Genomic DNA, 26,315 nt, shown 5'->3' on the forward strand with positions numbered 1-26,315 from the left:
GACTACATATTGATAGAAAGGTGCGCAAATATGATTGGAGAACGTATAAAACGCCTTCGTTTACAAAAAGGCATTTCATTAACTGAACTTGCCGAAAAAGCTGGTGTTGCTAAATCTTACATTAGTTCGATAGAACGAAATTTGCAAAAAAACCCTTCCATTCAGTTTCTTGAAAAAATCGCAGCAGTTCTACAAATTCCAGTTGATACTTTACTTCATGATGAAACAACAAAGGAAGCTAACCTAGACTCCGAATGGACACAGCTCGTCAAAGATGCGATGAACTCCGGTGTCTCCAAAGAACAATTTCGTGAATTTCTTGAATTTACAAAATGGAAGCAAGATCACAAATAATACATAGAAAGAAGTGCTTACAACCGGCACTTCTTTTTCTTTATAAAAAAAAGCGGGGGATACCCGCTTTTTTATTATCTTTCTTCGCCATCTTTTTGCTTAGCATTAAATGTCCATTCTAAGTTTAATGAATCACCTTGGAATTTATTTTGATCCTCTTCATTCTCTACGAACTCAAATTCCACCCATAAGTAATCTTCATCACCAGCTGCTAAACCACCGTTTTCTGTCCACTCAGGAGAAAAAATTTCTTTCGCTACTACATCTGGATTTTCTTTTTGTAAGTCTGCTAATGTTGTTTCATATACAGGCTGACTTCCTTTATCCCAATTCCAAATGAATTTCACATTAATGTGCTTAGCAAAATCTTCTCCTGCGTTATCGTCTTTAGCATCCTTTACATCATACGTTGTCCCTAGTTTTATCTCTTTAATATCTAACGTTCCACCGTTCTTTAATACGAACTCTTTCTTAACAGAATCCCCTGGTTTTAAATCTTTAATATCTACAAGCGTTTTAGGGTTTAATGTAAGATCTAACGTCCCAGCTGCAAATGTATTGTTTGATACTTCTTTATCGCTAAAGAATGCAAATGTTCCTCCACCAATTAAAGATAACCCCAATGCCGCTGATGCAACTCCCATACCTAATTTCTTTTTCAGACTCACAATCAATTCCCCCTAGCTGTTTTTTGTATTTTTATATTGTTATCTCTTATTTCAAAATAAGAGGTGTAACTAAAAATAGATTAACTTAAATGATATTTGTTCTTTTTTAAAAACCTTAAGTTCATTATAACGAACAAAACTATATAAATACAATACATATTTTATTAATATTTTCAGTTATTTTTATTTCTCAATATTATTCTGATTTTTCTGTTTATATAAGCGCATAGGCAATAAGTGCGAGGGCAAATACTTCCTCACACTCCTATATATTATTCTTTTGCATACCGATCGCCATGTTGTTCTAATGCGTTCTCTGACTCTACAACCCTATCCTTTAATTGTTTCTCTTGATTAGTTGGTAGTAATCTTTTCATTAGTTCCTTGCTCAGACTTTTTTGCTGTTTCTGCTTGTTTCTGTTCTTCTACTTGTTTCTGTTCTTCTGCTTTTTTCTGCTCTTCTACTTGTTTCTGCTCTTCTGCTTTTTTCTGCTCTTCTACTTGTTTCTGCTCTTCTGCTTTTTTCTGCTCTTCTGCTTTTTTCTGCTCTTCTGCTTGTTTCTGTTCTTCTGCTTGTTTCTGTTCTTCTGCTTGTTTCTGTTCTTCTGCTTGTTTCTCTGCTTCTATCGCATCATTTAATTGTTGGTGCAGAGCCTGAATTTGTTCATCAATAACTTGCAAACTAATTTCTTTCTCAATATAATCGCGCTTATCTTTTATACTATGAAAGCCTTCATTCACATATAAAGCTACTTGCTGAATCGACTCACCTTTATTCACTTTTAATTCTTCCTTTATTTGATTGTAAGGAGCTTCTATTTCAGAATATACATTTTGGAGTGCTTCCTTCTCAGAAACAATTTTCTCACGTCCTTGTTGCCATACAGCGATTGCCTGTTCTATTTCTTCAATAGATGTCACTGCTAACTTCTCCTTCATCGCCCCATACTCATGTTCAATAAATTGTTTATGTTGCTCAGCCTGCTCTTTAAACGTATTTACTGTTTTCGGAAATATAATTGCTGTAGAAAGGGTCGCTTCTACTTTCGTTTCATGAATGAATGCCGCTTCTGTATGCGTCATAATTTGAGATCCTAAATAAAACGTAATAGAGCACATACACGGCAATATAAGCATCTTTTTAAAATTACGCGGTCTTTTCAGCATCTTAATCTCTCCCATCGAACGTGACGTTCTTTATACAGAACACTATCTTTATTATAATAAAGAACGATACAAAATGATAGCTATATACTAGAAAAATAGAAAAAGGACTATCTATTTGATAGCCCTTTATTATTATCTTTCCTCACCTGCTGTTTGTTGTGCCTCAAACGTCCAATTTAATTGTAACTTATCACCTTGGAATTGATTTTGATCTTTTCCATTATCAACAAACTCGAATTTCACTTTGAACGTATCAGACTTACCTGCTGAAATACCTTTTTCATCCAAAATCCAAGCTAATAAATCGTTATCAACCGCTGTAAGTGTATCCTTCTTCAATTTATCTAATGTAGTTTTCTTAACAATAGTCTCCTGCTTATCTACATTTCTTAAGAACGTTACTTCAATATGTTTACCGAAATCATCGTTATTATCTTTTTTCGTATCCTCTACAGTATAATCTGTTTTTAGTAGAACCTTTTTAATATTTAAAGAACCTTTATTTTCTAGTTTAAATTCCTTTTCAATTTTATCCCCAGGTTTTAAATTTGATACATCCACTACTGCTTTTGGGTTTGCCACTAAATCAAGTGTACCCGCCGCAAATGTATTGTTTGACACTTCTTTGTCACTGAAAAATGCAAATGTTCCTCCACCAACTAATGCTGCCCCTAACATTGCTGATGCGATACCCATCCCTAATTTTTTCTTTAAAGTCATGTCCATATCCCCTTATTCTATATATTTGTCAACTTCCTAACCGGAAAGTATAACCAAACGAACTAGACGGATTGCTCTACCTTTTTCTCTTTCTTTTCTCCGTCAATACTGCGAATCGCACTAAAAATAGAAATCGCGGAATAGCCTAATAAAAAGACTCCTGGAATAATAAGAAGCAAAGCAGCTCCAGCCTTTGAACTAGCATAATTTAATGCATATCCTGCATAAGGAACTGTAATATCTGCATATTTTCCAATTACATTCTCCGCAAGTACTGGTTCTAAATCTGGACCGTTATTGTTATCCCCTTTTGTTTCATACATGACTTTTCCATTTGTATCTTTCACACCGATAATACGGTGAGTGATAATTTTTTGATCTTTCTCTTTAAAGGTAATCACATCACCTTTTTGATATTTAGAACCATCTTTCTTTGGCTCTATCGCAATGATTGATCCTGTTAAAAAAGTCGGTTCCATCGATCCTGATAACACTGATTTAAATTGATACCCCATCACCGTCGGATCCCCACCACTCGCTTTTGACGAAATAACTACAAAAGCTAAAAAAACCATCAATGCAAATAAAACAAATGAGATAGCGTTGCTAATAATCTTCCAAACGAATTTCATAGTCTCTCTTCCTCTCCGTTGTTTTATATTTGTTTAAGTATGTAAAACCCCCTTGTTCTTTAACAAGAACACAAGTAAATGATATAACGAACTTTATATAATTGCAATAAGAAAATTTACAATTATTAGTTAACTATCTTTTTAATCATAGAAAAAAGACTGTGACGAAATCTCTTCACAGTCTTCATGCTTTTTTTACTTTTCTTCTGATTTTATCCCTTGTCTATTTCGGCGCAACACTACGTATAAAATGGCTCCTAATAATACAATCGCGCCTATCCCAACACTTATCACTTTCACATTTGATTCCTTTACTTCCGGCGCAACTGTATCTTTTTTAGGCATCGCAAAAGTAACATCTTCCTTTGAAAGAACATTTATCGTCGCAATTGTTTGATTATTTTTCGTAATATCAACTGCACCAACTACCTCACCACGATGGATTCCCTTATTATACAAAGAGTCTTTATCTAATGAAGCTGCTCGGAAAATAGTTCTCACATTTTTCCCTTCATCTTTCTTAAGCATAAGCTCTGCACTTTTTTCAAGTTCGCTATCAATATCTTTATTTAAATACGTTGTCTTTTGATGCCAACTCTGTTTATCTAGCACCGTTTGCTTCACAAATTGACCAAAAGAATACTCCGCCATCTGCTTTAAATCTTCATAAATTTCAGGTCTTTGAGAAGCCATTACTACATTTATAATACGATTTCCATCTTTCTCATTTAATAAAACAAGTGTATTACGCGCTTCATTCGTAAAGCCCGTCTTACCACCCATACTATATGGATTTTCAAAATAAGTAGATTTATTAAAAATAGAAACTGTCTGCCTAGATGTCGTAACACTTATTCTTTTCGTATTCATCGCTTGCAAAATCTCAGGATACTTTTGCACACCTCTCGTAATCATAGCCATATCATACGGCGTCGTATAATGATTTGGATCATGCAATCCATTTGGTGTTACAAAATGACTATCTGTCGCCCCTAATTGCTTCGCCTTTTCATTCATCATATTAGCAAAGTTCTCAACGCTCCCGCCAATATGCTCCGCAATCGCAAACGACACATCATTCGCACTCAGCACCATTAAAATCATAAGTGCAGTATTGCGGTCAATCGTCTCACCAGGCTGAAACTCAATTTGATAATTACTCTTCTCCTGATCTAACGCTAATTGCGAAAACGTAAATTGATCCTCAGGCTTCGTATGCTCCATAAGTAAAATTGCTGTTAACACTTTCGTCATACTAGCAGGAAATGCACGATGACGTGCGTTTTTGTCATACAACATATCTCCCGTTTTCGCATCAACCGTAGCTGCAAACTGACTAAAAACATTTGGTCCTTCCGCAGGTGGTGGTGCCACTTGTTCTGGATTCACTCCAATATTCGTCTCAGCGTGTAATGTCATAGGTGTCAAAAAAAATAAACAAATAACTGTAATAAAAGCCAAAATCTTCTTAAAATTTACCATATGACTCTCCCTTTTCAATTTACTCCCCTAACAAAAATATGAATCTACCAATCTCTATGTAATTTGTATTAAATTGGAAGAACATTCACTATTTTTTACTATATCATACTTTTACGATAGAGAACATAAATATACAATAAAAATAAGAAGGAATTACTCTTTCTTATCCTTCTCATCAATCAACGAATCTATTAAATTTTGACTAGCTTCCTCGGGCGTAATCTCATCCGTCATCCCCATAAATGACCAACCTTTAGAATCGACCCACTCAACAAACTCTTGCAAAAACTCATCATGTGTAACATCCACATCAAGAATCGAACCATTAATCGAAATCGTTCTATTTCTAGACACACGCATCTTGAACGTTTTTCTCACCATTACAACTTTTCTCCCTCTACTCCTGAATATTTATAAAATAATCTTGTATCTCTGTTATACATGATTTTAAGTAAATTGTAAAAAGGATATATTGGCCAATTCGGATATTGAAAGTGGAAATCTCTTATCCTACATAATCCTCGTGCGATATACAAATAGTCATACATTACTAAATAGATCCTTAAATGTGTACAGTTTTAAACATAATAAAGTTGTTTAAAAAACGCTGGTCATGTTATTCAACAATTGGACCGTTTAGTTAAGTAAGGAATTATAGCCTTTTGGAAGATATCATGTAAAATAGTATAATTTGAATAAGGGAACTAAGGCAGCTCCATTTAGCTGGACTCTTACATTGTAGACTTAGAGACTGATGCGGAAATTACTATTTGCTTCCTATTTCTATACATAATATCGCTGGAAAGAAGGTCGTACTATGAAAACAACAGAAAATTTTACTGACAAGGCCGATATATATGCGAAATATCGCCCTAGTTACCCCAATGAATATATTGATTATTTACTTTCGGCTAACGAACTAAATGAGAATCAAATTGTGGCCGATATTGGTTCAGGTACGGGGATATTTAGCCACCAACTACTTGAAAGTGGTTTACATGTTATTGGAGTTGAGCCAAATGATGACATGAGAAAGATGGCAGAGCAATCGTTAAAACGATATCCTCGTTTTCAATCCATAAAAGCAACTGCCGAAAATACCACTTTAACAGAAAATAGTGTGGATTTAGTAACTGTTGCTCAAGCATTTCATTGGTTTGATAAAGAAGCTTTCAAAATCGAATGCCAACGAATTTTGAAACAAAAGGCAAATGTTGCTCTTGTTTGGAATAGTAGAGATGTAACTAGTCCGATTATTAAAGAGAATGAAGAAATTTGCCAGAAGACCTGCCCGAATTTCAAAGGATTTAGCGGTGGAATCGAGGAAACGCCAGAAATTTTTAATAGCTTTTTTAAAGATGGAAAGTATGAGTTTAAAGAATATCAAAATGATTTACTTTTTGATTATGAAGGTTTTTTGGGAAGGAATTTATCAGCGTCCTATGCTCCGAAAGAAAATGACGAAGAGTATAAAAACTTTGTTCTCCTCCTATCAGAGTTATTCGAAAAATACAGTAAGAACGGAAAAATTGTTCTCCCAAACTTAACACGAAGTTATATGGGCAATGTGTAAACAGCCGGACATAAAGCGAAACTTTAATCAGCCCTCACCAATCGGGCACGATCATTGAATAAACCTTAGCTTTATTGGTATATGTTGAGTACAATGAAATACACTATATCGAAAATTAAGCGAGCATACTCCCGTCCTAAATTCAGACCGGGGTATGCTTGTTTCGTGTGATGAAATTTAATAGTTTTATTATCTTTTTACAAAAAACTCACATTTTATCACACCAAATACACTTGACTTTAGTACAATGAAATGGAATATATTAGAAAACACTTAAAACCGAGGAGGAACTTCATGGCGCGTTGTACGTATTGTAAAACGAAATGGAAAGTAAAAGATGTATGGTCGATACTCACGACATTTGAAAAAGATTGTCCATATTGCTTCGGAAGGCAATATTTATCAAAGAAAACAATGAACGCTATGCCAGAACTTATAAGCTTACCCTTACATTTTTTATTCCCTTTTCTTGTTCATTTGAGTGATGAGGGGCCTTTGGATTGGTATCGGAAATCATAACACCTCAGTATCTTCTATTTATTAAACATAAAAACATACATACTAATACACCTCTAAAATAAAGACTATTTTCTATTACACTACCTCTTCAAAAACTTACTACACGAAAAATATTGTAAATTTTCAGTTAATTATATATAATTACTTTAACTTAATGATTAAAAGTGCAAATACATAATCATTTTTGAAGATCCCGTAGCTCAGCAGGGAGAGCGCCACCTTGACAGGGTGGAGGTCGTGAGTTCGAGCCTCTCCGGGGTCATAAATCCTAATAGCATCAAGACTTTCGAGAATATTCTCAAAACCTAAAACTGTGGAGGCCTCCATCAGACACCACGAGTTTAAAAGAGGACTACTTCTAGTCAGCTAATCAAGCTGGCTCAGAGGTAGTCCTCTTTTTTTGTTTCCATAAAACTGAGAAAAAAAACCCTATTCGTAAAATGAAGCTCGCTAAAGAGAAAGTAAAAATTGAGGTCTTTCAAGATGAATATATCAAACAAATGCTTCGCTACTACAGAGACAGCCATCCTACGAGAGCTACCATTAAATGAATATTATATTCTCATTCACAAATTATGTTAGAAAGTAATGGACAACCATACAAGAAAAAAGACTCATTTTGCATTTAATATATTAAATCTTACTAAAAAGGAGTTTGATTATTCTTGGATTTAAATAGTGCAAGAAATTTCATACCTTGTGCGTTTCCCGTTTCAGAACCTATATTTATACCTCAATCAGGCTTTCGAGCTATTAATAGAGCATTTGAACAAAGTGTAGGTCCAGCCGATCTAACTTTAATTTCATATCCTAATGAGATATTTGATTTAAACAATGAATATAATCCCATTACTTCAACTTTTACTCCAAAACAAAATGGAGTATATCTAATTATAGCAAGTATTGGTTTTTTCCCTGATGTTCCTGCAAGTTATAGCGCAAGGATATTTATCACAATAAACGGAGAAGCTGTAGTTGCTGATAATGATTTTTTAAGCGAAGAATTGGAGATTGTTAATCTAGTAAGTGTTTCTACTATCTTAAAATTACCTGCAGGATCTAATGTACAAGTTATTGCCCAAGCTACCACAGATGGTAAGACTGTTCCTGAACCACTTTTAGGTACCGTAGATTTTATGCACTTTGAAGCGGCAAGATTCCCTTCTCCAACATAATAAAACAAGTTTATTCTCTTAACTTCCTATAACGAAAATTATGTAAATATATAATGTTATCAAACGAATAAACGAGGTACCGTTACATCATCATAAAGCTAAGGTTTCACACTATTCATTAAGCAAAAAAGACGTTATTCTTACTGTAGAATTATAGGAAGGGATGGCGTTTTTTATATGTCTAATTCTATATCTGACGAATTACAATTATTTGCACACTCAACTAACAAACTTATTAACATCAAAAGTAACTCTAACAAATACACTGATTCATACAACATCCCTAGAGTCCAGTTCACAAGTTGACCAAGGAGAGAAACAACCCTTATGAATAAATAAGAGACACCATATCAACCTTTTACGTGATATAGTGTCTCTTGTTTATCTAAGTCAATTATTTCCCACCAAACATCTTCTCCATACGGTATTTCTTTGAAAAAATTTTCGTTATGTACTTTAAAACAACTTATTACCGCTCCACCATTTAAGTTTTGTTTCTTAAATGTATTTGTAAGCTGCTCAATAGATGCGTCATTCGTTTCTATTTTTTCAAAAGTTCCCTCTTTCCATCTCATACCGTTCACTACTCTCTATAAAAATTTGTTTCTTCATTTTTATAATACTTTCAACATCGGTCTTACTACCCTATATTCGTCACTATAAGGCTCCTTTATAATTAAAGCTGGGTGAGGATCTTTTTCTTCTTCTCTCATTGTGAATACTTCTGTTTTTTCTTGTAATGTGTTGGATTCACTATTTTTAGTAGGTCTTTTACTTAGTTTGATTTTCTTTGTTACTTCTCCAAGTTTTTGCCCGACTTCTTCTACTTCGGCAGGTTCATCCGTAACGTAGTACTCCCGTTCCTCCCATACTAACATAGGTGGCACTGGCTCTCGTTTATTGCATATCATATAAGTAATACTAGCTACAAGTAGTAGACAAGTTAATATAAAGAAGATAGTTTTTTTATTCATATACTATTCTCCTTATCTATCATTTTATCGGATTATATAATATAGGATATAGATAGTAAATGGTTTTTATGGTAATTTTTGTTTTGTTGTCAAAAAGAAAAACCTTACCGAAGTAAGGCTCCATTTTTCAATTTTACAGTGATTGCGTTATTAAAACGATCATGACGATAATCGCTATAAACATAACAACTAAACAGCCGATCATTTTATAAAATCCTCTTTTCGTTAACGTCCCGCCTTGCACGTCTTTACGAATAAATAAGAATACGGCTAAAAATAATACAAGCCCAATGCCAAAAGCATACATCATTTGCATATGTTAATCTTCCTTTCTCTTTTCCATCTTAATATCTTTTTGCCAAAACAACAAATGAGATAAAGACGGTACTCATTGTGAGTGCCATAAGTATGTTCAATAGTTCAACCGCAGATAGTGTAATTACGTTTAAGTTTAAGCCAATAGAGAAAAGAAGATAATATGCTGTTAGCGCAAAAAAGCTGAAGAATATCCCTTTATAACGAATGAGTTTCATCCGCTCGTCTTTTTCTTTAAATTGTGGGTGTAAATAGCTTAAGCAAAAACACATGATCATCAGCCCAAGTAATGTATACGTCGGAGCTGGCGGTGCAGAATGCGTCATTATACCTGTTAATATCATAAATCCACTCATAAATAGAAAAATAATTCCCATAATAACAAAGTACTTTTGTGAATAATTCATCCCTATCCCCCTCTTCTTTCCCTTCATAAATGAATACGTGTTCTATCGTTGTTTGAAATGTTTTCGCTATTTCAAATGCTAACGGAAGTGATAGATCGTATTTCCCTTTTTCAATTGAGATAATGGTTTGCCTAGAAACTCCGGGTTTCTCAGCCAATTTTTCTTGAGATAGTCCAAATTTTTTTTCGGTATTCGACCATTTTATTTTCCAAGGAAATTTCCCCCTCCTTCCTTATACCAAATATAAATGTAAAGTTAACTTTACATCAAGTTTCCTTTACATTTATTCCATTTGTTTTTCACACTATTTATATAGAAGAAACTTTTCAATTTCAGCACGTCTATTTTGAAACGAAACATGGAACAATGTATATATCCGTTACTATATCCCCTCCCGATTTTTAGGGGAATTTAATATCTCCATATTTGTTTTATCCTTTTAAAATATTTCATTCTCCTCTTTATTTCATGAAATGCGTTATTAGTTTTACGGTGTTTTTCGGCATATTGATAGAAACTAACGGATTATGAAGCATTTTTTATGTTTAGCCACTTTTTTTGTAGAAATCCTTCATTTTCCTTTCGTTATTTAACACTATCGAAATAAAGTTTACGATAAATTCATAATTTTTTATTTTTTATACTATATTCCGTTATATTGTTGTATAATATCAATGAAAGCGCTTATTATTTCAATATACATAATTCGAACTACATTTTATCGAAACATTCTAACTATTATACCTATATTTAAATGCAACAATTATAGTTATTAGTATAGGTATACCAAATATATCCACCCCATTTTTCTGTAAAATTACTTTATAACATGAAAGATTAACTTGGGTGATAAGTTATTGTGAATGTTTTTTTACAAAACAGATAAGTAATAGTGTTTGGTATTATGTAAATTATTGTAATAACATAAGAGTAAAGAAAACAATTACATTATTTATTAGTTAATCAATTATTGAAAAAGAGCAAAATGCACCTTTGTATGGAAAAGGATTATATGCATTGGGAGGTTTAAACAAATGACGAGGAAGAATACAACGACAAACCCTTGGGCCAAGTTCCACGGTCCGAACCTTGGTTATGTTATTGAGCAGTATGATCTTTACGTAACTGGAGCAGGTTCTGTTGATCCGGAATTACAAGAGCTTTTTGAAATTTTTGGAGCTCCTTCGTTTCAAGATGATGTCGTAACAGGGGACAACACAGCAACACATTTTTCTCCTCAAAACACAGGGAACATTGAAAAGATTCTTAAAGTCGTTCAACTTGTTGAGCAGATTCGTTCTTTCGGGCATACGTTGGCTCACATCAATCCGATGGAAGATGCTGCAAATGGACAATCTCTTCTTGAGAAAGCAATGAGTGAACTGAGCGATGCTGACTTGAAAGCGATTCCAGCGAAAACAGTATGGCAAAATGCACCAGAAGGTATTCACACTGCACTTGATGTAATTCATAGATTAAAAGACGTTTATACAAAATCTTTAGCTTATGAATTTTCTCATATACAAGATAGTGAAGAACGCGCGTGGTTGCATCAAATGGTGGAATCAAATTCATTGCGTCAACCACTATCAAATAAAAAACGAACTGCTCTTTTAAAACGTTTAACAGCTGTTGAAGGTTTCGAGCAATTCTTGCATAAAACATTCGTTGGGCAAAAGCGTTTCTCTATCGAGGGCGTTGATATGCTTGTACCTGTTCTAGATGAAATTGTTCTAGAAGGTGCGAAGAGCGGCGTAGAAGATGTCATGATTGGTATGGCTCACCGCGGTCGTCTAAGCGTACTTGCACACGTACTAGAAAAACCATATAGTCACATGTTTGCTGAGTTCAAACATGCAAAAATAGAAGGCGCAGTAGCAAATACTGGCTGGACTGGCGACGTAAAATACCATTTAGGTAGAGAACAAGTCGTTAGTAACGAAGAAGTTAGCACTCGCGTTACATTAGCAAATAACCCAAGTCACCTTGAGTTCGTTAACCCTGTTGTGGAAGGTTTCGCACGTGCGGCTCAAGAGAATCGTAAAAAATCTGGTCTTCCAGAACAAGATACTTCAAAATCATTCGTAATTTTAGTTCATGGTGATGCTGCATTCCCTGGTCAAGGTATTGTATCTGAAACGTTGAACTTAAGCAGATTGAATGCTTACCAAACGGGTGGAACGATTCATGTTATCGCAAACAATGCAGTTGGTTTTACAACTGATAGCTATGATTCTCGTTCTACGAAATATTCAAGTGACCTTGCAAAAGGTTTCGATATTCCGATTGTTCACGTGAACGCTGATGATCCGGAATCTTGTCTTGCTGCTGCTAACCTTGCGATTCAATATCGTACATTGTTCAAAAAAGATTTCTTAATCGATTTAATTGGTTACCGCCGCTACGGTCATAACGAAATGGATGATCCAGCAGTTACGCAGCCACAAGTGTACAAAAAAATTAAAAACCACCCTACTGTAAGAGCAATTTATGCAGATCAATTACAAGCTGCTGGTGTTCTAAATGCAGATGAGATTGAAACGATTACACAGTTTATACAAGAACAATTAAAATCTGACTATGCACAAGTACCACCAGCTGATACGAGCGATGCAACAATTCATGTTAAAGTGCCAGATGTTGTTGCAAAAGGCATTCAGCCAATTGATACTGGTATTGAGCTTGACTCACTTCGTGCAATTAATGAAGGATTATTATCTTGGCCTGAAGGATTTAACGTATATCCGAAGGTGAAGAAAATTCTTGAACGTCGTAAAGATGCTCTTGAAGAGAACGGTAAAATTGAATGGGCACTTGCTGAGTCATTAGCATTCGCTTCCATTTTACAAGAAGGTACGCCAATTCGTTTAACTGGTCAAGATTCACAGCGTGGTACATTCGCGCACCGTCATATCGTATTACACGATACGGATACAAATGAAACATATTCACCATTACATCGCTTACCAAACATTAACGCTTCATTCTCTGTTCATAACAGTCCGTTATCAGAGGCTGCAGTTGTTGGTTATGAGTATGGTTATAACGTATTCGCTCCAGAAACTCTTGTTATGTGGGAAGCACAGTACGGTGACTTCTCAAATACTGCGCAAGCATTATTTGATCAATATGTTTCAGCTGGAAGAGCAAAATGGGGTCAAAAATCTGGTTTAGTTCTTCTATTACCACACGGTTATGAAGGTCAAGGACCAGAACACTCTAGCGCACGTCCAGAGCGTTTCTTACAGTTAGCTGCTGAGAACAACTGGACAGTTGCAAACTTAACTAGCGCGGCACAATACTTCCATATTTTACGTCGTCAAGCATCTATCTTAGGAACAGAAGCTGTTCGACCATTAGTACTTATGACGCCGAAGAGTTTATTACGTCACCCACTTACGCTTTCAACTGCTAGTCAGTTAAGCGAAGGACGTTTCCAACCTGCTTTAGAACAAGAAAACCTTGGCATGAAACCAAACAAAGTAAAACGTCTCGTTTTAAGTACAGGTAAGATGGCGATTGACTTAGCAGCAGAAATCGAGTCTGGTAAACATGAGTACAACTTAGATGAAGTTCATGTTGTTCGTATTGAACAATTGTACCCATTCCCTGCTGAGAAAGTTCAATCTATTATTAAACGCTTTAAAAACTTAGAAGAAATCATTTGGGTTCAAGAAGAACCTCGTAATATGGGCGCATGGCATTACATGGCTCCAATTCTGTTCGAACTAGCTGGAGATAAAGTGAAAACAGGTTACATTGGACGCCCAGATCGTTCTAGCCCATCTGGTGGCGATCCGTTCGCTCACAAAGCTGAGCAAGAACTAATTGTTGCACACGCTTTAGATGTGAAGTATAACTTCCGTCAAGATAAACAAGAAATTGAAGTTTACAGCAACTAAAAAGTAACGATGAAGGTTTCTAGCTTGCCTTGGGCAGAATATCTGCCCAAGGTCAGGCTAACAAATGGAGATTACCGAAGTTAAAAGAAGAAAAAACACACCGTTAGGCAAATAAGGGGAGGACATTTAAAATGATCGAAATTAAAGTACCTGAGCTTGCAGAATCTATTACAGAAGGAACTATCTCACAATGGCTTATCAACGTAGGCGACAAAGTTGAGAAAGGTGGCAGCGTTGTTGAGCTTGAAACTGATAAAGTCAATGTAGAAATCATTGCAGAAGATTCAGGTATTGTATCGAAGTTACTAGGCGAACCTGGGGATACAGTTGAAGTTGGCGCAACTATTGCAATTTTAGATGCAAATGGCGCACCAGTTGCAGTAAGTACACCTGCTCCAGCTGCTGAGCAACCAAAACAAGAAACAGCTGAAGCACCGAAAGCAGCAGCTCCAAGTGCTGAACAAACTACGACTCTACAAGGTTTACCAAATACAAACCGCCCTATCGCATCACCAGCTGCTAGAAAAATGGCTCGTGAATTAGGAATCGACTTAAACGACGTACGTAGCACAGATCCACTTGGACGCGTGAGACCACATGATGTACAAGCTCATGCTGCAGCACCAAAAGAAGCACCAGCTGCTCCAAAGAGTCCAGCTCCTGCTCCAGCTGTAAAAACTGAATTCGAAAAACCAGTTGAGCGCGTGAAAATGTCCCGCCGCCGTCAAACAATTGCAAAACGTCTTGTAGAAGTTCAACAAACATCTGCAATGTTAACAACATTTAACGAAGTTGATATGAGCGCAATCATGGAATTACGTAAAGAACGCAAAGACGCTTTCGAGAAAAAACATGATGTACGTCTTGGTTTCATGTCATTCTTCACAAAAGCAGTTGTTGCAGCATTAAAACAATTCCCATTATTAAATGCTGAAATTCAAGGTGACGAGCTTATCATTAAAAAATTCTATGATATCGGTATTGCAGTAGCAGCTCCAGATGGATTAGTTGTTCCAGTTGTACGCGATGCTAACCAATTAAACTTCGCTGAAATCGAAAGCGAAATTCGTAATTTAGGTATGAAAGCACGCGATAACAAACTTTCATTAAAAGAACTACAAGGTGGTACATTTACAATTACAAACGGTGGTGTATTCGGTTCTCTAATGTCAACACCAATCCTAAACAGCCCACAAGTAGGTATTTTAGGAATGCATAAAATCCAAGTACGCCCAGTTGCAATCGATAACGAGCGTATGGAAAACCGTCCAATGATGTACATCGCTTTATCTTATGATCACCGTATTGTTGATGGTAAAGAAGCGGTTAGCTTCCTTGTTGCTGTTAAAGATATGCTTGAAGATCCAAAATCATTATTATTAGAAGGTTGATAGACTAATAGTCTATTCAAGGCTGTAGAATGAATCATTCTACAGCCTTTTTTTATTGCGTTCATACGGGACAAATCACATGACATACGTTAATAATGTATGCCTACAACGTAAGGAGGATTAAAATGAATAACCTTCCAGCTCATGCAAAACTTAAAGCAAATAAGGATACTTTCTTTCTTCCCGATTCAAACGGGGGTGTCTATTTTCGAAATAACGCCAGTTCATTCCGCATGGACGGTGACGGGATTTATAACTGGATTGAAAAATTAATGCCCATGTTTAATGGTACTTATTCGTTAGCAGAAATAACAGATGGACTCCCTCTTCCTTATCAAAATCGTGTATTTGAAATCGGAGAGATTTTATATGAAAATGGTTTCGTTCGTGATGTAAGTCAAGATGCGCCTCATGAATTAAACAGCGTATTACTCGATAGATACGCTTCGCAAATTGAATTTCTAGAAGCTGATTCTCATTCAGGTGCTTTAAAATTCGAAACGTACCGCGCTGCAAATGTCCTTATAGTTGGTTCAGGATATATGCTTACTTCCTTAGTTTCGTCTTTACTTGAATCTGGTTTACCTACATTTCATTACCTCGTTACAGATCGTGCTGAAACAAATTATGCCCGGATTCAGGAGCTAATAGAACGTGCACACGAAGTTGATGACAATGTACTTATTCAAGAAATAGATACGACAATTGATCGTCCCCTGCATGAAGTATTCGAACCTTTCGACTGGATTTTGTACGTTTCTCAAGATGGAGATATTGAAGGCTTAAGAGCAGTTCACACTATTTGCAAGGAACTAGGAAAAAACTTCATACCTGCCATTTGTTTAGCAAATTTCGGTTTAGCCGGTCCTGTCGTAACGGCAAATCATGAAGAATGCTGGGAATCCGCATGGCATCGGCTACATGAAACAACTTTGCAAAATGAAAATTCACCAGATTCCCTCTCTTCTATTACACCTGCAATGTTAGCAAATATAATTGTTTTTGAATTATTTAAACATGTCGCTAATGATTCTTACCGAGAAAAGGAACCACAATTCTTTTTATTAAACTATGAAACACTCGAAGGAACATGGCATCCTTTTATAAAACACCCTCTTGCTACTGATGAAAGTTTTACAATCGATACGATAGAAAATCTTTCCGAAAAACTTGAGCATCGGTATGGCCAACATACTTCAACTGAATTGTTCCGTTTTTTCGATTCATTAACTTCTAAAGAAGCTGGTATATTCCACGTTTGGGATGAACAAGATTTATATCAATTACCGTTATCACAATGCAATATTCAAGTAGCTAATCCACTATCAGATGGCCCGACCTCCCTCCTGCCCCTTATGACTTGCGGCGGATTGACCCATAATGAAGCACGCCGTGAAGCTGGTTTAACAGGAATTGAAACATATGTAGCAGAAATTATTCATCGCCTTATTCCTGAACATAACGATATCGGTATCGGCGCTGGGGAAACGATGACAGAAGGTGTATACCGGGCACTACAACAACATGTAAACAATAAACTGTATGAACGGCAGTCACATATGCTAGAAGAAATTACAACGATTGACGTAGCAGAAATTCATGATAAACATTGCAGGTTTTATTACGATTCCCTTTCTACAATCCACGAAGCACCTATAATAGCAATGGGTGAAGAGATTCTAAGTTTTCCAGTCGTTTGGGTCGGTATAAATGATAGATGGTATGGCGCATCGAACATTAATATGACGTTAGCGTTACGAAGCGCACTACAACTATCACTTCTTCACATTCAAACTGAAGAAACTCCTTACCGAGCTAATATTTTGCCTGACTCCTCCATTATTTTATATGACGCTGATTCCTTCAGCTTAGAAATACAAAGGGAAGAAGACATTCCAGATGTGCAATCTTTACAGCTTGCTTTACAGCATTTATCGGAACATAATTTTTATCCATTCGTATTTGATTTAGCGATTGAATCATTTTTGAAAGAAAACCTAGACGGTGTGTACGGATTATTAATTGCAAAGGAGGACGGTCTATGACTCAAAATATATTACTTATAGGAGACGGCCTACTTGCAGACTATGTACATGATCAATTATGCGAACAATATTCCATCATTCGCCAACATACTATTACAGAAGAGCTCCCTGAAAATATCGACCTCGCTCTCGTATTACATGACGGCTCTCCTTCTACTATTCATCATGATGCTGAGCTAATTTTTCGTTCCAACGACATTCCGTGGCTACGTGCATTTACTTCATTTGGTGAAGGTATTATCGGCCCTTACATTCATCCTCTTGCAGCTGGATGCACCCATTGCGCCGATGGGAGACGCTTTATTGCTGGATTTGACCAGAAAGAAATGTGGGAATTACAGCGGAAATATGCGCTAAAAGCGGATAATGTGACGAGACGTGATGTACGTGCTACCCAAAATGGTATGCTGCAAATGTGCCAACTCATTCATGCTGAAGCGGAAAAAATATTAGCTAACGGACATTCTTCTTTAGAAAATGAACTCATTTTACTAAACTTACAAACATTGCAATGTACACGGCATTCTTTTCTTCCTGATCCTCTCTGCCTTATGTGTAGTAATTTACCTGATGATACGGCGGATGCGGCAGAGATTTCTTTACAACCGAGTTTAAAAACAAGTAATGAAACGTATCGCTGTCGTTCCATACATGAGCTAAACACATTTTTAACGAGAGATTATTTAGATTACCGAGTTGGTATGTTGAACGGAAAAATGCAGCATTCTTTATTACCATTTGCTGACGTCATTATAAACATGCCGTTAATGTTTGGAAATGAAGGTGTTGCAGGTCGAACTCATTCATTTGCAATGAGTGAAGCAACTGCTATTTTAGAAGGTTTAGAGAGATATTGCGGTATGTCACCTCGAGGGAAAAAGACTAATGTACACGGTAGTTTTCATGATGTAGAGGATCACGCATTGAATCCCCTCTCGCTCGGTGTACATACAAATGAACATTATAATCGTGATAGTTTTCCATTTAAACCATTTGATCCTGACTATGAACAAAACTGGGTATGGGGCTATTCTTTATTACAAAACAGGTCACTTTTAGTTCCTGAATCAATCGCTTATTATAGCCTCGGTCATCGAGACGCCTTCGTGTATGAAACATCAAATGGATGTGCAATTGGTGGTAGTTTAGAAGAAGCCATTTTTCACGGCATTTTAGAAATTGTAGAGCGTGACGCCTTCCTGCTCACTTGGTATGCTGAATTACCTCTTCCCCGCCTTGATCTTAGTTCAGCAAATGATACAGAATTACAATTAATGATCCAGCGGTTACACACGATTACTGGATATGAGCTACATGCTTTTAACGCGACGATGGAACACGGCATCCCGAGCTTATGGGTAATTGCGAAAAATACGCGTGAAAATGGGATGAACGTTGTCTGTGCAGGAGGCTCTCATTTAGATCCAATCCGTGCTCTAAAGAGTGCCATTCACGAAATAGCAGGTATGTTACTTATAACAGATGATGAACTTGAGCAAAAAAGAGAGTACTACGAAAATTGCTTACAAGATCCTTATCTCGTTAATAAAATGGAAGACCATAGTATGCTGTACGGATTGAAAGAAGCGGAAGAACGTCTTCACTTTCTTTTACGTGAAGATGCTCCAGTCCAAACGTTCCAAGAAATGAATGCATTGCAATCATTTGATATGGATTTAACATCCGATCTTCATCAACTGTTAAATCGTTTGCATCAATCTGGACTCGAAGTAATCGTTGTAGATCAAACTGTACCCCTTATAGAAAAAAACGGATTACATTGTGTAAAAGTCATTATTCCAGGCATGCTACCGATGACGTTCGGGCACCATCTTACTCGAGTTACAGGACTGGACCGAGTATATACTGTACCGATGACACTTGGATATACAGATGAACCTTTAACGAATGAAAAATTAAATCCACATCCGCATCCGTTTCCATAGTAAAGGAGGGATTTCATGCAGCTAAATACTTTTTTACATCATCTCCATTTCTCTATTGATGAAATTATGCCGAATCATGAGGTGGACTGGAAAGACGCACCACTTCCTCATAAATTATACCGAAATTTACCTGTTATCCCTCTCTCTTTAGAAATCTCATCGTCTTTGCCGGACTCTTCTACTACACCTACTTTGGATGCGATTGGTCATTACCTTTTGTATTCATTTGGTTTAACCGAATTATGTCAGCTAAATAGCGGAAGAAATTTATTACGAAGATCTATTCCTTCAGGCGGCGCTTTATATCCAAATGAATTGTATATATATTTAAAAATTGACGATTATCCAGACGGTATTTACCATTACGATGCCGCACATCATCGACTTATCTTACTTCGCGAAGGAAATTTCGATTCTTATCTTACAGACGCACTCGGTAATCGCTGTAACTTACATTCTTGTTTTGGTGCTGCATTTGTATCCACCGTTTTTTGGAAAAATTTCTTTAAATACAATAATTTTTCCTATCGTCTCCAAGGATTAGATAGTGGTGTTCTCATCGGTCAATTACTTGAATGTGCCAAACAGTTCGGTTATACGAATGGCGTATATTTTCAATTTCTAGACCGGGCAATGAATCATTTACTCGGATTATCTGAAGGTGAAGAAAGTGTGTATGCAGTTGTTCCTTTAAGTACAGAATCGCAAACTGATTGGTTTCACAATGATTATCGTGAAAATAAAACAGTTACTTCTCATGAGTTGGTGCAGCAAATTCCGCCGTTAGCACATGAACATTTCATTCGCTCAAAACATGTTGATGAATATCCGATGATAACAAAATTAAATGAAGCCTCTATGATCGAATCGACCGAACACTTCCAAACATTCGCTCATGAAGAATACTATCAACATAGTGCTCATGCTATACAGCTACCGAAAGTAGATCGTTTATCATATGATTTCTTACAACTTTGTAAAAAGCGATATTCACCTGATGCTGACTTTATTTTAACGAAATGGGATACAGCGGGACTCGCTACTTTACTACAAGAAGCAAGCCTCTCCTTCCCTTATTACAACGATCTTGATGGTAAGTATGTAAATGAAAATGCACGCGTCTCATTATATGGATGTTTTTATAACGTAAAAGATATAGAAAATGGGGCTTACGCTTATAACAATAAAACGCATTCCATACAACCTATTCGATATGGAGACCTTCGTTATCCCCTTCAATCTAGTATGACGATGGATAATGTAAACCTTTTTCAAGTACCACTTTGCTTCCATGTAGTCGGAAAGAAAGATTACTATACAAATGCATTAGGCTATAGAGGATACCGTATTCACCAAATGGAAGCTGGTATACTCGTTCATAAACTCGTTTTTGCTGCAACCGCTATGGGGATGGGCGGGCATCCGTTGCTTAGCTTTGATACAAATTCATGCGATCAATTGTACGGGATAGATGCTGGAAATGAAACGTCTCTCATTCAAATTCCTGTTGGGGCATATCGGGCGCGGGATTGGTTAAAAGGGGCTTTGAATAATTAGAAGCACGCCGTCTATCGGCGTGCTTTTTTAAAGGACTTAATTTATAAAAAGCGAAATGAGTATATATTCTTACATAAAAGGAGAGTTTGACTTGAGCATTTTACAACGATTAATTCAGCAAGCAAAAAATCCTCGCGGGACAATTGGTTCTTCCATGCTTTGTATTATGAACGCTGCACATACGAGACTCACAAGTTGGGGATTACAGAAAGTACATATAAAGACAGATGCAATCATATTAGATATCGGTTGTGGTGGAGGTAAAACAATACACACTCTTTCAAAACGAACTCCACTTGGGAAAATATATGGGATTGACTATTCAGATCAAGCTGTTGAAAACTCAAAGAAAGCCAATATACAGGACGTAAAAAAAGGAAAAGTCATCATTCATCAGGCAAGTGTCTCCTCTATTCCTTACAATACAAACTTCTTCGATCTCATAACCGCTTTTCAAACACACTACTTTTGGCCCGATGTGGAACAAGATATAAAAGAAGTATTTCGCGTCTTACAAGCGAATGGATCTTTTTTATTAGTAGCTGAAACTTTCAAAATTCAATATCATATGGAAAAGTGTAAAACGAATGAAGAATTAGTAAACCTTTTTTATAAAACAGGATTTACAAGTGTGAAATGTTATGAAGAAAGAGGATGTCTTTGTGTAATAGGAATTAAGTAAAAAGCAGACCCTTTGAGGTCTGCTTTTTACTAGATTAATTTAAAGATGCTCTTAATTTGTCTTGCAAATAACCAGTTTTTCGTACCGTAGTTATCATTTAAGCTATCTAAATTAATAGATTGTCCGTTAGCAAACTTTAATTCTAACGTTGTATTTTTATCATTTGTTTTTAAATTGCTATGTGTAATGGCATCATACTTTAATTTTTCAATTTCAACATATTCTTCTTTTTCTTGTCCGATCACGACGTGGTCTTGGAAGAAGAACAACACTTCTACTTTCTTACCGAAACAAAATACATTTTTCGTATAGATTAACGTCGCGTTATCAAGTCCGACACATACTTCTTTCATCTCTTCCACAACGTGTCCAAAGTCTTCTTCTTGTCTTGCGTTTGATTCCGCAATCCATTCTTCGATTGTTTTCATGTTAATTGCCATACTGCGCCCCCTGGTTCGTTCATTGCTTTGTTTTAAAATAAATACTATATGAAAATATAAGCGATACGTACTACGTTTTCAAGGGTGAACGCTATATTCAAAATAAAGTGAAACTTCAATTACTCCGCCTTCACAAAAAAATAGCACTTTAAAAAGTGCTATTCTGCTCTCCTTGCCGCTTGTTGAATCGGATCCCAAACGCTGTTATATGGTGGTGCGTAACTTAAGTCGACGTCTTCTAAATCGTGAATACTCATTTTATTGAAAAGCGCCATTGCGATCACATCAATACGTTTATCTACGCCTTCTTCTCCAATTACTTGCCCGCCTAATAATTGTTTCGTATCAGAACGATATAGTAATTTCAAGTGAAGTGGTTTGGCACTTGGGTAATAGCCCGCCATATTTGTGGAATCTACTTTGACTGTTTTATACGGGATGTTTAGCCCTTTCGCTTCTTTTTCATTTAATCCCGTTCTCGCGAGCGTCAAATCCATAAATTTAATAATTCCTGTACCTAGCGTACCTTTAAATGCTCTTCGCTTATCAACCATATTGAGTCCAGCAAGTCGCCCTTGTTTATTGGCAGTTGTTCCGAGCGGGATATGATCATGAATTTCCTTTATAACGTGGTAATGTGTTGCACAATCACCAGCTGCATATACGTCTTTTACATTCGTTTGCATATATGCATTTACCTCGATTGCCCCTTTATCATTTGTACGTATATTCGTTCCTTCAAGAAAATCACTATTCGGTTTCACTCCGACAGATACTAAAACAAGATCCGCTTTATATGTACCTTTATCCGTTTCAATTTGTTCTACTCGCTCTTTTCCGATAAACGATTTTACATTTTCATTCGTTAAAATTTCAATATGATGTTTATCCGCTTCTTTATGTATATATTCCGCCATATCTGCATCATAGATCGTACCGATATGATCATTTCGCTCAATCATTCTTACTTTCTTACCAAGTTCTACGAATGTTTCTGCCATCTCAAGTCCAATGGCACCGCCGCCAATAATAGTTACATCCTCAATTTTATTCGTTTCTAGCGTTTTTAATATACGCTCAGCATCCGGAATTGTTTTTAAAAGATGAACGCCTTGTAACTCTCGTCCTTCCCACTCTGGCATAACAGGGCGCACGCCAGTTGCAATTAATAAGCGATCGTACGGAAATTCAAACATATCTTTCGTTTTCGTATGCTCTGCGTACACAATTTTCTTTTCCGTATCTACTTTTGTAACTTCATGACGCACTTTCGCATCAATTCCATATTTATCACGAAATGTCTTCACATTGCGCGCGATTAATTTTTCAGTTGAAGCGATAGCACCACTAATTACATAAGGTAAACCGCACTGAGCGTATGAATAGATTTCACCTTTTTCTAACGTCACAACATTTGCAGTTTCATCGTTTCTAACAATTTGCATTGCTGCGCTCATACCAGCTGCATCTCCGCCAATAATGACATAGTTCACTTTACCACTCCTTCTATTTTCCATATTCTTTACGATTTCCATATTTTATAGAAATACACCTATCCCCATTGTAAAGAAAGATTATTTCATCTACAAATTTGGTGCACAAACTTATACGTGAATAGGTAACCGTCGTGTCTTATAAACAACATGTTTAATATGCTATAACAGTTACTATTGAAAGTAGGTGAAACATACATGTGCGCCGGCCTTCTCGCCCAGCTTCCAGAGGAACCGAAAGAACCGAAAGCCGCCTTGCCACTTGACCAAGAATTTTCCATTAACGCGACCCTATATAGTGCTCGTGCTTGGTTATCTAATGATGAGACTTTCGCACAAACGATTTGGAAAGGCTCTCGCTTCGCTTCAGCCTCACACGCTGGCAAGTCCATCTTACCAATTGGAACTGTTAAAATTTTGAACTTATCTGATGATACAATAACAGTTACTGCATCATCAGAATCAGACGATACACTCAAAATAGTCGTCCCACCTCATTCTGAAGGTGTTTTAACATCTAGTGCTTTATCCGATGTGCAAGCTAGTACATCAGGAGGAGCAAGTAAAGTCACATTCCTCTTTCACATCTTCTTCTCTAGAGATCCTGGTCCAGATAAAAAACCATAAAAAAGGTACAGTTATGCACTGTACCTTTTCACGTATTCTATTCTCTTGATTTGATCAATTCAACATTATAAGACTCAATATTAGTCAACACTCCTGTAAAATATGGATTTTCTCTGTACCAAGACTGTTTTGAAAAGTACGCTTGCATATCTTTCGTTTGAAACATATGTCCATGCCTTGCGTATATTTCATTTCTAGCAATTTTTAACTGTTCTTTCGATAAGTATCTTAAATCTGAACTCGTTAATTTTCGAATATCACTATCTGGAAAGATGAAACCATTATATACATACCCAGTCGTGGGCATCGGAGCAACATTGTAAACAACTGTTTTTTCTTCACTTTTCTTTTGAAATGGAAGATTATAAGACGAAAGTGCCGTTACCGTTTCTACTTTCGTCGTTTCCCGTCCACTTTCTCCATTTCGTTCTAAATAAATCGTCGCGCTTCCATCAGTCGCTATCGGTCCCCACGTAATTTCTTCTCCAGTCAGCGCTGTAACTGGTTTTTGATTCACGTACAATGTCGCGCCTGGCATATTCGTTTGAACTGTAATATATTTCCCTTGCAACGTTAAATCGATCGTTACATTATTTTGGCTTTGTTTCATAAGTACGACCTTTTCCTCGCGTGATAGTTTTACATAGTCATTTTTATATTCTGATTGAAATACTTGAGTTCCTGGAAGAAACGGTCCATATTGCTTCTCAAACTTTTTGTCATCTGTCTTATCAATTTCTTTTCCGTTCATTTTTAAAGATGTGCCTTTTTCATTTGAAAGCAAAGTTGTATAGTACGTCTTCGCTTTCAATTTATACCGATCAAATATAAAGAAATACTTCCCGTCTTTCGTTAAAGAAAAATCTGCTCTTTCTATTCCATCCCCTTGTTTTTCACCTTGCCTCAAATATTCCTTCAGTTCATTCACGTAGGATGGATTCTCTTTTATATACGAAAATAGAGGCATTACACTCTCTCTCGTTACAACAACTGATGGATCATCTGCCGTGATGATCTCAGCTAACTTCTCCCCGTCCCTCTCTTGTAAAATCGTAATCATCCGGTCTACTTGTGCCCCCTGCGCATAATACGATGATCCGTACAAATACAATCCAACAATCGCTATAACAAATAGTGCTAAAAGTGTAATACCCACTTTTGTACCGCTGCTCATGTTCTTCTTTACTACAGGATTGCCCCTCTTCATCCCGCAGTTTTGACAAAATTGCACACCATCTTCAAACTGAATTCCGCACTTTGTACAGACATTCATCCATTCACCCACCTTTTCTTTAGAAGCCAGTTAATCCTCCAGTAAATGTTTGAATTATCATGTTAAAGTAAGACCAAAATACAATCCATACTGCGATGCCGTTTAAAACATTTGCGATAAGAAGAGTGTAAACAAGGTCTAGTCCACCGTTATCTAATTTTGCTATAGCTACAACTATACTAATTCCCATATACGTTGTAGCCAGCCCTAATAATAACGGTAAAAAAAGGATTAATAAGAAACTAAACAGAAAAGAAAGTACTAATATAGCAATAGCTGGAGTCGCTATCGTTCCCCATATACCGAATACTTCAAGAAACGAAAAAGAAGATTTCATCATCTTACCACTTACAAAAATAATAAATCCGACAAATAAAGTTAAAATTAGTAAAAATAAAAAGACCTTTATAGACTCTCCAAAGAAAGAAGGCGTAGATAAATCCGGCGCTAATGTTCTCGTAAGTGCTGCCCCAGCGCTCATTATTCTATAAAAAATACATGCTCCTAAAAAACAAATAAGTAAAAGGCTTGTAATTCCATTTCGCACTTCAATATTGCCACTTTTCATAATTGCTGTCGGTGCTTTTAAAGCATGTTTAAAAAACTGAAAATAGCCACTTGCAAATCGCTTCGCTTGCTCTACCGTTTCATTTGAACGTGTTTCCTTCACTTGTGCTGCCGATGGTTGATGTCCCCCTTCTGGGCCACCACTCACTACTACTTCTTCTATTAACGAATGTCCACAATTCCCGCAAAACTTTGCCTCTGCTGCATTCTCTGTATGACACGCTGAACATTTCATGCTCTCATCCCTCCTTATGCATATACCTGATAGGGTGTTACAAATTCAATATATGACTTTGGACATAAAACATGACTACAAGAAGAAGATTATGAACTCCTCCTTTTGAAGAAAAATATATAGACTAGCAATCTAGAAAAATAATGCTATTATGAAACAGAGCAAATAAAG

General features: G+C 36.4%; 25 protein-coding genes, 1 tRNA gene and 2 pseudogenes. 13 read left to right on the plus strand and 15 right to left on the minus strand.

Annotated elements, in window-relative coordinates; all coding sequences use genetic code 11:
- Positions 1–30 precede the first annotated feature (30 nt).
- Positions 31–354 (plus strand): helix-turn-helix domain-containing protein, encoded by a 324-nt coding sequence (locus BAQ48_RS03035; RefSeq protein WP_000578876.1) that lies wholly within the window; start codon positions 31–33, stop codon positions 352–354.
- 74 nt (positions 355–428) lie between these two features.
- Here the strand turns inward: BAQ48_RS03035 and calY are convergent, their stop codons facing one another.
- The 6 genes from calY to BAQ48_RS03065 all read right to left on the minus strand — a co-directional run bounded on the left by calY (position 429) and on the right by BAQ48_RS03065 (position 5,404).
- Positions 429–1,022 (minus strand): biofilm matrix protein CalY, encoded by a 594-nt coding sequence (gene calY, locus BAQ48_RS03040; RefSeq protein ID WP_071709921.1) that lies wholly within the window; start codon positions 1,020–1,022, stop codon positions 429–431.
- A 354-nt stretch (positions 1,023–1,376) separates the two neighbouring features.
- The gene (locus BAQ48_RS03045; protein WP_071709922.1) at positions 1,377–2,204 is read right to left on the minus strand and encodes a DUF4047 domain-containing protein; all 828 of its coding nucleotides are present in this window, start codon (positions 2,202–2,204) and stop codon (positions 1,377–1,379) included.
- Between the two features lie 117 nt (positions 2,205–2,321).
- Complete coding sequence (locus tag BAQ48_RS03050; RefSeq protein WP_071709923.1) at positions 2,322–2,909, minus strand: TasA family protein; 588 nt, start codon at positions 2,907–2,909, stop codon at positions 2,322–2,324.
- Between the two features lie 62 nt (positions 2,910–2,971).
- Complete coding sequence (gene sipW / locus BAQ48_RS03055; protein WP_071709924.1) at positions 2,972–3,541, minus strand: signal peptidase I SipW; 570 nt, start codon at positions 3,539–3,541, stop codon at positions 2,972–2,974.
- A 195-nt stretch (positions 3,542–3,736) separates the two neighbouring features.
- Positions 3,737–5,023, minus strand: coding sequence for a D-alanyl-D-alanine carboxypeptidase family protein (locus tag BAQ48_RS03060; protein ID WP_071709925.1), 1,287 nt, complete (start codon positions 5,021–5,023; stop codon positions 3,737–3,739).
- 153 nt (positions 5,024–5,176) lie between these two features.
- Positions 5,177–5,404: a hypothetical protein gene (locus BAQ48_RS03065; RefSeq protein ID WP_000251865.1), complete on the minus strand. Its 228-nt coding sequence runs from the start codon at positions 5,402–5,404 to the stop codon at positions 5,177–5,179.
- 436 nt (positions 5,405–5,840) lie between these two features.
- Between BAQ48_RS03065 and BAQ48_RS03070 the strand changes: the two genes are divergently transcribed.
- The 5 genes and pseudogenes from BAQ48_RS03070 (at position 5,841) to BAQ48_RS03085 (ending at position 8,290) form a co-directional block, all read left to right on the plus strand.
- Positions 5,841–6,596, plus strand: a complete 756-nt coding sequence (locus tag BAQ48_RS03070) for a class I SAM-dependent methyltransferase (RefSeq protein WP_071709926.1) — start codon at positions 5,841–5,843, stop codon at positions 6,594–6,596.
- Positions 6,597–6,890: 294 nt separating this feature from the next.
- A complete protein-coding gene (locus BAQ48_RS03075) occupies positions 6,891–7,115 on the plus strand; it encodes a hypothetical protein (RefSeq protein ID WP_071709927.1) in 225 nt (74 codons plus the stop codon).
- A 189-nt stretch (positions 7,116–7,304) separates the two neighbouring features.
- Positions 7,305–7,377, plus strand: a tRNA-Val gene (locus tag BAQ48_RS03080).
- Positions 7,378–7,528: 151 nt separating this feature from the next.
- A pseudogene (locus BAQ48_RS28460) lies at positions 7,529–7,633 on the plus strand (integrase); the annotation flags it as partial.
- Between the two features lie 147 nt (positions 7,634–7,780).
- Positions 7,781–8,290, plus strand: a complete 510-nt coding sequence (locus tag BAQ48_RS03085; protein WP_071709928.1) for a hypothetical protein — start codon at positions 7,781–7,783, stop codon at positions 8,288–8,290.
- 350 nt (positions 8,291–8,640) lie between these two features.
- Here BAQ48_RS03085 and BAQ48_RS03090 read toward each other — a convergent pair whose 3' ends face one another.
- From BAQ48_RS03090 to BAQ48_RS03110, 5 genes and pseudogenes are all read right to left on the minus strand, one after another.
- Entirely contained in the window at positions 8,641–8,865 is a 225-nt protein-coding gene (locus tag BAQ48_RS03090) for a hypothetical protein (RefSeq protein WP_071709929.1), read from the minus strand.
- 39 nt (positions 8,866–8,904) lie between these two features.
- The gene (locus BAQ48_RS03095; RefSeq protein WP_071709930.1) at positions 8,905–9,264 is read right to left on the minus strand and encodes a hypothetical protein; all 360 of its coding nucleotides are present in this window, start codon (positions 9,262–9,264) and stop codon (positions 8,905–8,907) included.
- Positions 9,265–9,397: 133 nt separating this feature from the next.
- Positions 9,398–9,580: a DUF3976 domain-containing protein gene (locus BAQ48_RS03100; protein ID WP_001178304.1), complete on the minus strand. Its 183-nt coding sequence runs from the start codon at positions 9,578–9,580 to the stop codon at positions 9,398–9,400.
- Between the two features lie 28 nt (positions 9,581–9,608).
- Positions 9,609–9,986 carry a permease gene (locus BAQ48_RS03105; protein WP_071709931.1) on the minus strand — a complete coding sequence of 126 codons (378 nt, stop codon included), beginning with the start codon at positions 9,984–9,986 and terminating at the stop codon, positions 9,609–9,611.
- A 4-nt stretch (positions 9,987–9,990) separates the two neighbouring features.
- Positions 9,991–10,198: pseudogene (locus BAQ48_RS03110) on the minus strand (helix-turn-helix transcriptional regulator); the annotation flags it as partial.
- An 822-nt stretch (positions 10,199–11,020) separates the two neighbouring features.
- Here BAQ48_RS03110 and odhA point away from each other — a divergent pair.
- The 6 genes from odhA (at position 11,021) to BAQ48_RS03140 (ending at position 21,509) form a co-directional block, all read left to right on the plus strand.
- Positions 11,021–13,888, plus strand: a complete 2,868-nt coding sequence (odhA, locus tag BAQ48_RS03115) for a 2-oxoglutarate dehydrogenase E1 component (RefSeq protein WP_071709932.1) — start codon at positions 11,021–11,023, stop codon at positions 13,886–13,888.
- A 131-nt stretch (positions 13,889–14,019) separates the two neighbouring features.
- A complete protein-coding gene (gene odhB, locus BAQ48_RS03120) occupies positions 14,020–15,279 on the plus strand; it encodes a 2-oxoglutarate dehydrogenase complex dihydrolipoyllysine-residue succinyltransferase (protein ID WP_000569899.1) in 1,260 nt (419 codons plus the stop codon).
- 125 nt (positions 15,280–15,404) lie between these two features.
- Complete coding sequence (locus tag BAQ48_RS03125) at positions 15,405–17,324, plus strand: putative thiazole-containing bacteriocin maturation protein (RefSeq protein WP_071709933.1); 1,920 nt, start codon at positions 15,405–15,407, stop codon at positions 17,322–17,324.
- Positions 17,321–19,270, plus strand: a complete 1,950-nt coding sequence (locus tag BAQ48_RS03130; RefSeq protein WP_071709934.1) for a TOMM precursor leader peptide-binding protein — start codon at positions 17,321–17,323, stop codon at positions 19,268–19,270. The genes BAQ48_RS03125 and BAQ48_RS03130 overlap by 4 nt, the downstream gene beginning before the upstream one ends.
- Positions 19,271–19,285: 15 nt before the next feature.
- Positions 19,286–20,827, plus strand: coding sequence for a SagB family peptide dehydrogenase (locus BAQ48_RS03135; protein ID WP_071709935.1), 1,542 nt, complete (start codon positions 19,286–19,288; stop codon positions 20,825–20,827).
- 91 nt (positions 20,828–20,918) lie between these two features.
- Entirely contained in the window at positions 20,919–21,509 is a 591-nt protein-coding gene (locus BAQ48_RS03140) for a class I SAM-dependent methyltransferase (RefSeq protein WP_071709936.1), read from the plus strand.
- Between the two features lie 29 nt (positions 21,510–21,538).
- Here BAQ48_RS03140 and BAQ48_RS03145 read toward each other — a convergent pair whose 3' ends face one another.
- Both BAQ48_RS03145 and BAQ48_RS03150 read right to left on the minus strand, forming a co-directional pair.
- The gene (locus BAQ48_RS03145) at positions 21,539–21,949 is read right to left on the minus strand and encodes a DUF3908 family protein (RefSeq protein WP_071709937.1); all 411 of its coding nucleotides are present in this window, start codon (positions 21,947–21,949) and stop codon (positions 21,539–21,541) included.
- A gap of 158 nt (positions 21,950–22,107) precedes the next feature.
- Positions 22,108–23,442: a CoA-disulfide reductase gene (locus BAQ48_RS03150; RefSeq protein WP_071709967.1), complete on the minus strand. Its 1,335-nt coding sequence runs from the start codon at positions 23,440–23,442 to the stop codon at positions 22,108–22,110.
- Between the two features lie 198 nt (positions 23,443–23,640).
- Here BAQ48_RS03150 and BAQ48_RS03155 point away from each other — a divergent pair, with 198 nt between their 5' ends.
- Positions 23,641–24,069 carry a hypothetical protein gene (locus tag BAQ48_RS03155; protein ID WP_071709938.1) on the plus strand — a complete coding sequence of 143 codons (429 nt, stop codon included), beginning with the start codon at positions 23,641–23,643 and terminating at the stop codon, positions 24,067–24,069.
- Positions 24,070–24,106: 37 nt separating this feature from the next.
- Here the strand turns inward: BAQ48_RS03155 and BAQ48_RS03160 are convergent, their stop codons facing one another.
- Positions 24,107–25,342, minus strand: a complete 1,236-nt coding sequence (locus BAQ48_RS03160; RefSeq protein ID WP_071709939.1) for a TcaA 3rd/4th domain-containing protein — start codon at positions 25,340–25,342, stop codon at positions 24,107–24,109.
- A gap of 19 nt (positions 25,343–25,361) precedes the next feature.
- Positions 25,362–26,144 carry a zinc ribbon domain-containing protein gene (locus tag BAQ48_RS03165; protein WP_071709940.1) on the minus strand — a complete coding sequence of 261 codons (783 nt, stop codon included), beginning with the start codon at positions 26,142–26,144 and terminating at the stop codon, positions 25,362–25,364.
- Positions 26,145–26,315 lie beyond the last annotated feature (171 nt).

The sequence above is a fragment of the Bacillus luti genome (genome assembly GCF_001884105.1).
In the GTDB taxonomy this organism is placed as follows: Bacteria; Bacillota; Bacilli; order Bacillales; family Bacillaceae_G; genus Bacillus_A; species Bacillus_A luti.

What these genes read in the sequence shown, in the direction of transcription:
- BAQ48_RS03035 (WP_000578876.1), top strand. Translation starts at nt 31, where the DNA reads ATGATTGGAGAACGTATAAAACGCCTTCGTTTACAAAAAGGCATTTCA.
- BAQ48_RS03045 (WP_071709922.1), bottom strand. Translation starts at nt 2,204, where the DNA reads ATGGGAGAGATTAAGATGCTGAAAAGACCGCGTAATTTTAAAAAGATG.
- BAQ48_RS03050 (WP_071709923.1), bottom strand. Translation starts at nt 2,909, where the DNA reads ATGACTTTAAAGAAAAAATTAGGGATGGGTATCGCATCAGCAATGTTA.
- sipW (WP_071709924.1), bottom strand. Translation starts at nt 3,541, where the DNA reads ATGAAATTCGTTTGGAAGATTATTAGCAACGCTATCTCATTTGTTTTA.
- BAQ48_RS03060 (WP_071709925.1), bottom strand. Translation starts at nt 5,023, where the DNA reads ATGGTAAATTTTAAGAAGATTTTGGCTTTTATTACAGTTATTTGTTTA.
- BAQ48_RS03065 (WP_000251865.1), bottom strand. Translation starts at nt 5,404, where the DNA reads ATGGTGAGAAAAACGTTCAAGATGCGTGTGTCTAGAAATAGAACGATT.
- BAQ48_RS03070 (WP_071709926.1), top strand. Translation starts at nt 5,841, where the DNA reads ATGAAAACAACAGAAAATTTTACTGACAAGGCCGATATATATGCGAAA.
- BAQ48_RS03075 (WP_071709927.1), top strand. Translation starts at nt 6,891, where the DNA reads ATGGCGCGTTGTACGTATTGTAAAACGAAATGGAAAGTAAAAGATGTA.
- BAQ48_RS03090 (WP_071709929.1), bottom strand. Translation starts at nt 8,865, where the DNA reads ATGAGATGGAAAGAGGGAACTTTTGAAAAAATAGAAACGAATGACGCA.
- BAQ48_RS03095 (WP_071709930.1), bottom strand. Translation starts at nt 9,264, where the DNA reads ATGAATAAAAAAACTATCTTCTTTATATTAACTTGTCTACTACTTGTA.
- BAQ48_RS03100 (WP_001178304.1), bottom strand. Translation starts at nt 9,580, where the DNA reads ATGCAAATGATGTATGCTTTTGGCATTGGGCTTGTATTATTTTTAGCC.
- BAQ48_RS03105 (WP_071709931.1), bottom strand. Translation starts at nt 9,986, where the DNA reads ATGAATTATTCACAAAAGTACTTTGTTATTATGGGAATTATTTTTCTA.
- odhA (WP_071709932.1), top strand. Translation starts at nt 11,021, where the DNA reads ATGACGAGGAAGAATACAACGACAAACCCTTGGGCCAAGTTCCACGGT.
- odhB (WP_000569899.1), top strand. Translation starts at nt 14,020, where the DNA reads ATGATCGAAATTAAAGTACCTGAGCTTGCAGAATCTATTACAGAAGGA.
- BAQ48_RS03125 (WP_071709933.1), top strand. Translation starts at nt 15,405, where the DNA reads ATGAATAACCTTCCAGCTCATGCAAAACTTAAAGCAAATAAGGATACT.
- BAQ48_RS03130 (WP_071709934.1), top strand. Translation starts at nt 17,321, where the DNA reads ATGACTCAAAATATATTACTTATAGGAGACGGCCTACTTGCAGACTAT.
- BAQ48_RS03135 (WP_071709935.1), top strand. Translation starts at nt 19,286, where the DNA reads ATGCAGCTAAATACTTTTTTACATCATCTCCATTTCTCTATTGATGAA.
- BAQ48_RS03145 (WP_071709937.1), bottom strand. Translation starts at nt 21,949, where the DNA reads ATGGCAATTAACATGAAAACAATCGAAGAATGGATTGCGGAATCAAAC.
- BAQ48_RS03155 (WP_071709938.1), top strand. Translation starts at nt 23,641, where the DNA reads ATGTGCGCCGGCCTTCTCGCCCAGCTTCCAGAGGAACCGAAAGAACCG.
- BAQ48_RS03160 (WP_071709939.1), bottom strand. Translation starts at nt 25,342, where the DNA reads ATGAATGTCTGTACAAAGTGCGGAATTCAGTTTGAAGATGGTGTGCAA.
- BAQ48_RS03165 (WP_071709940.1), bottom strand. Translation starts at nt 26,144, where the DNA reads ATGAAATGTTCAGCGTGTCATACAGAGAATGCAGCAGAGGCAAAGTTT.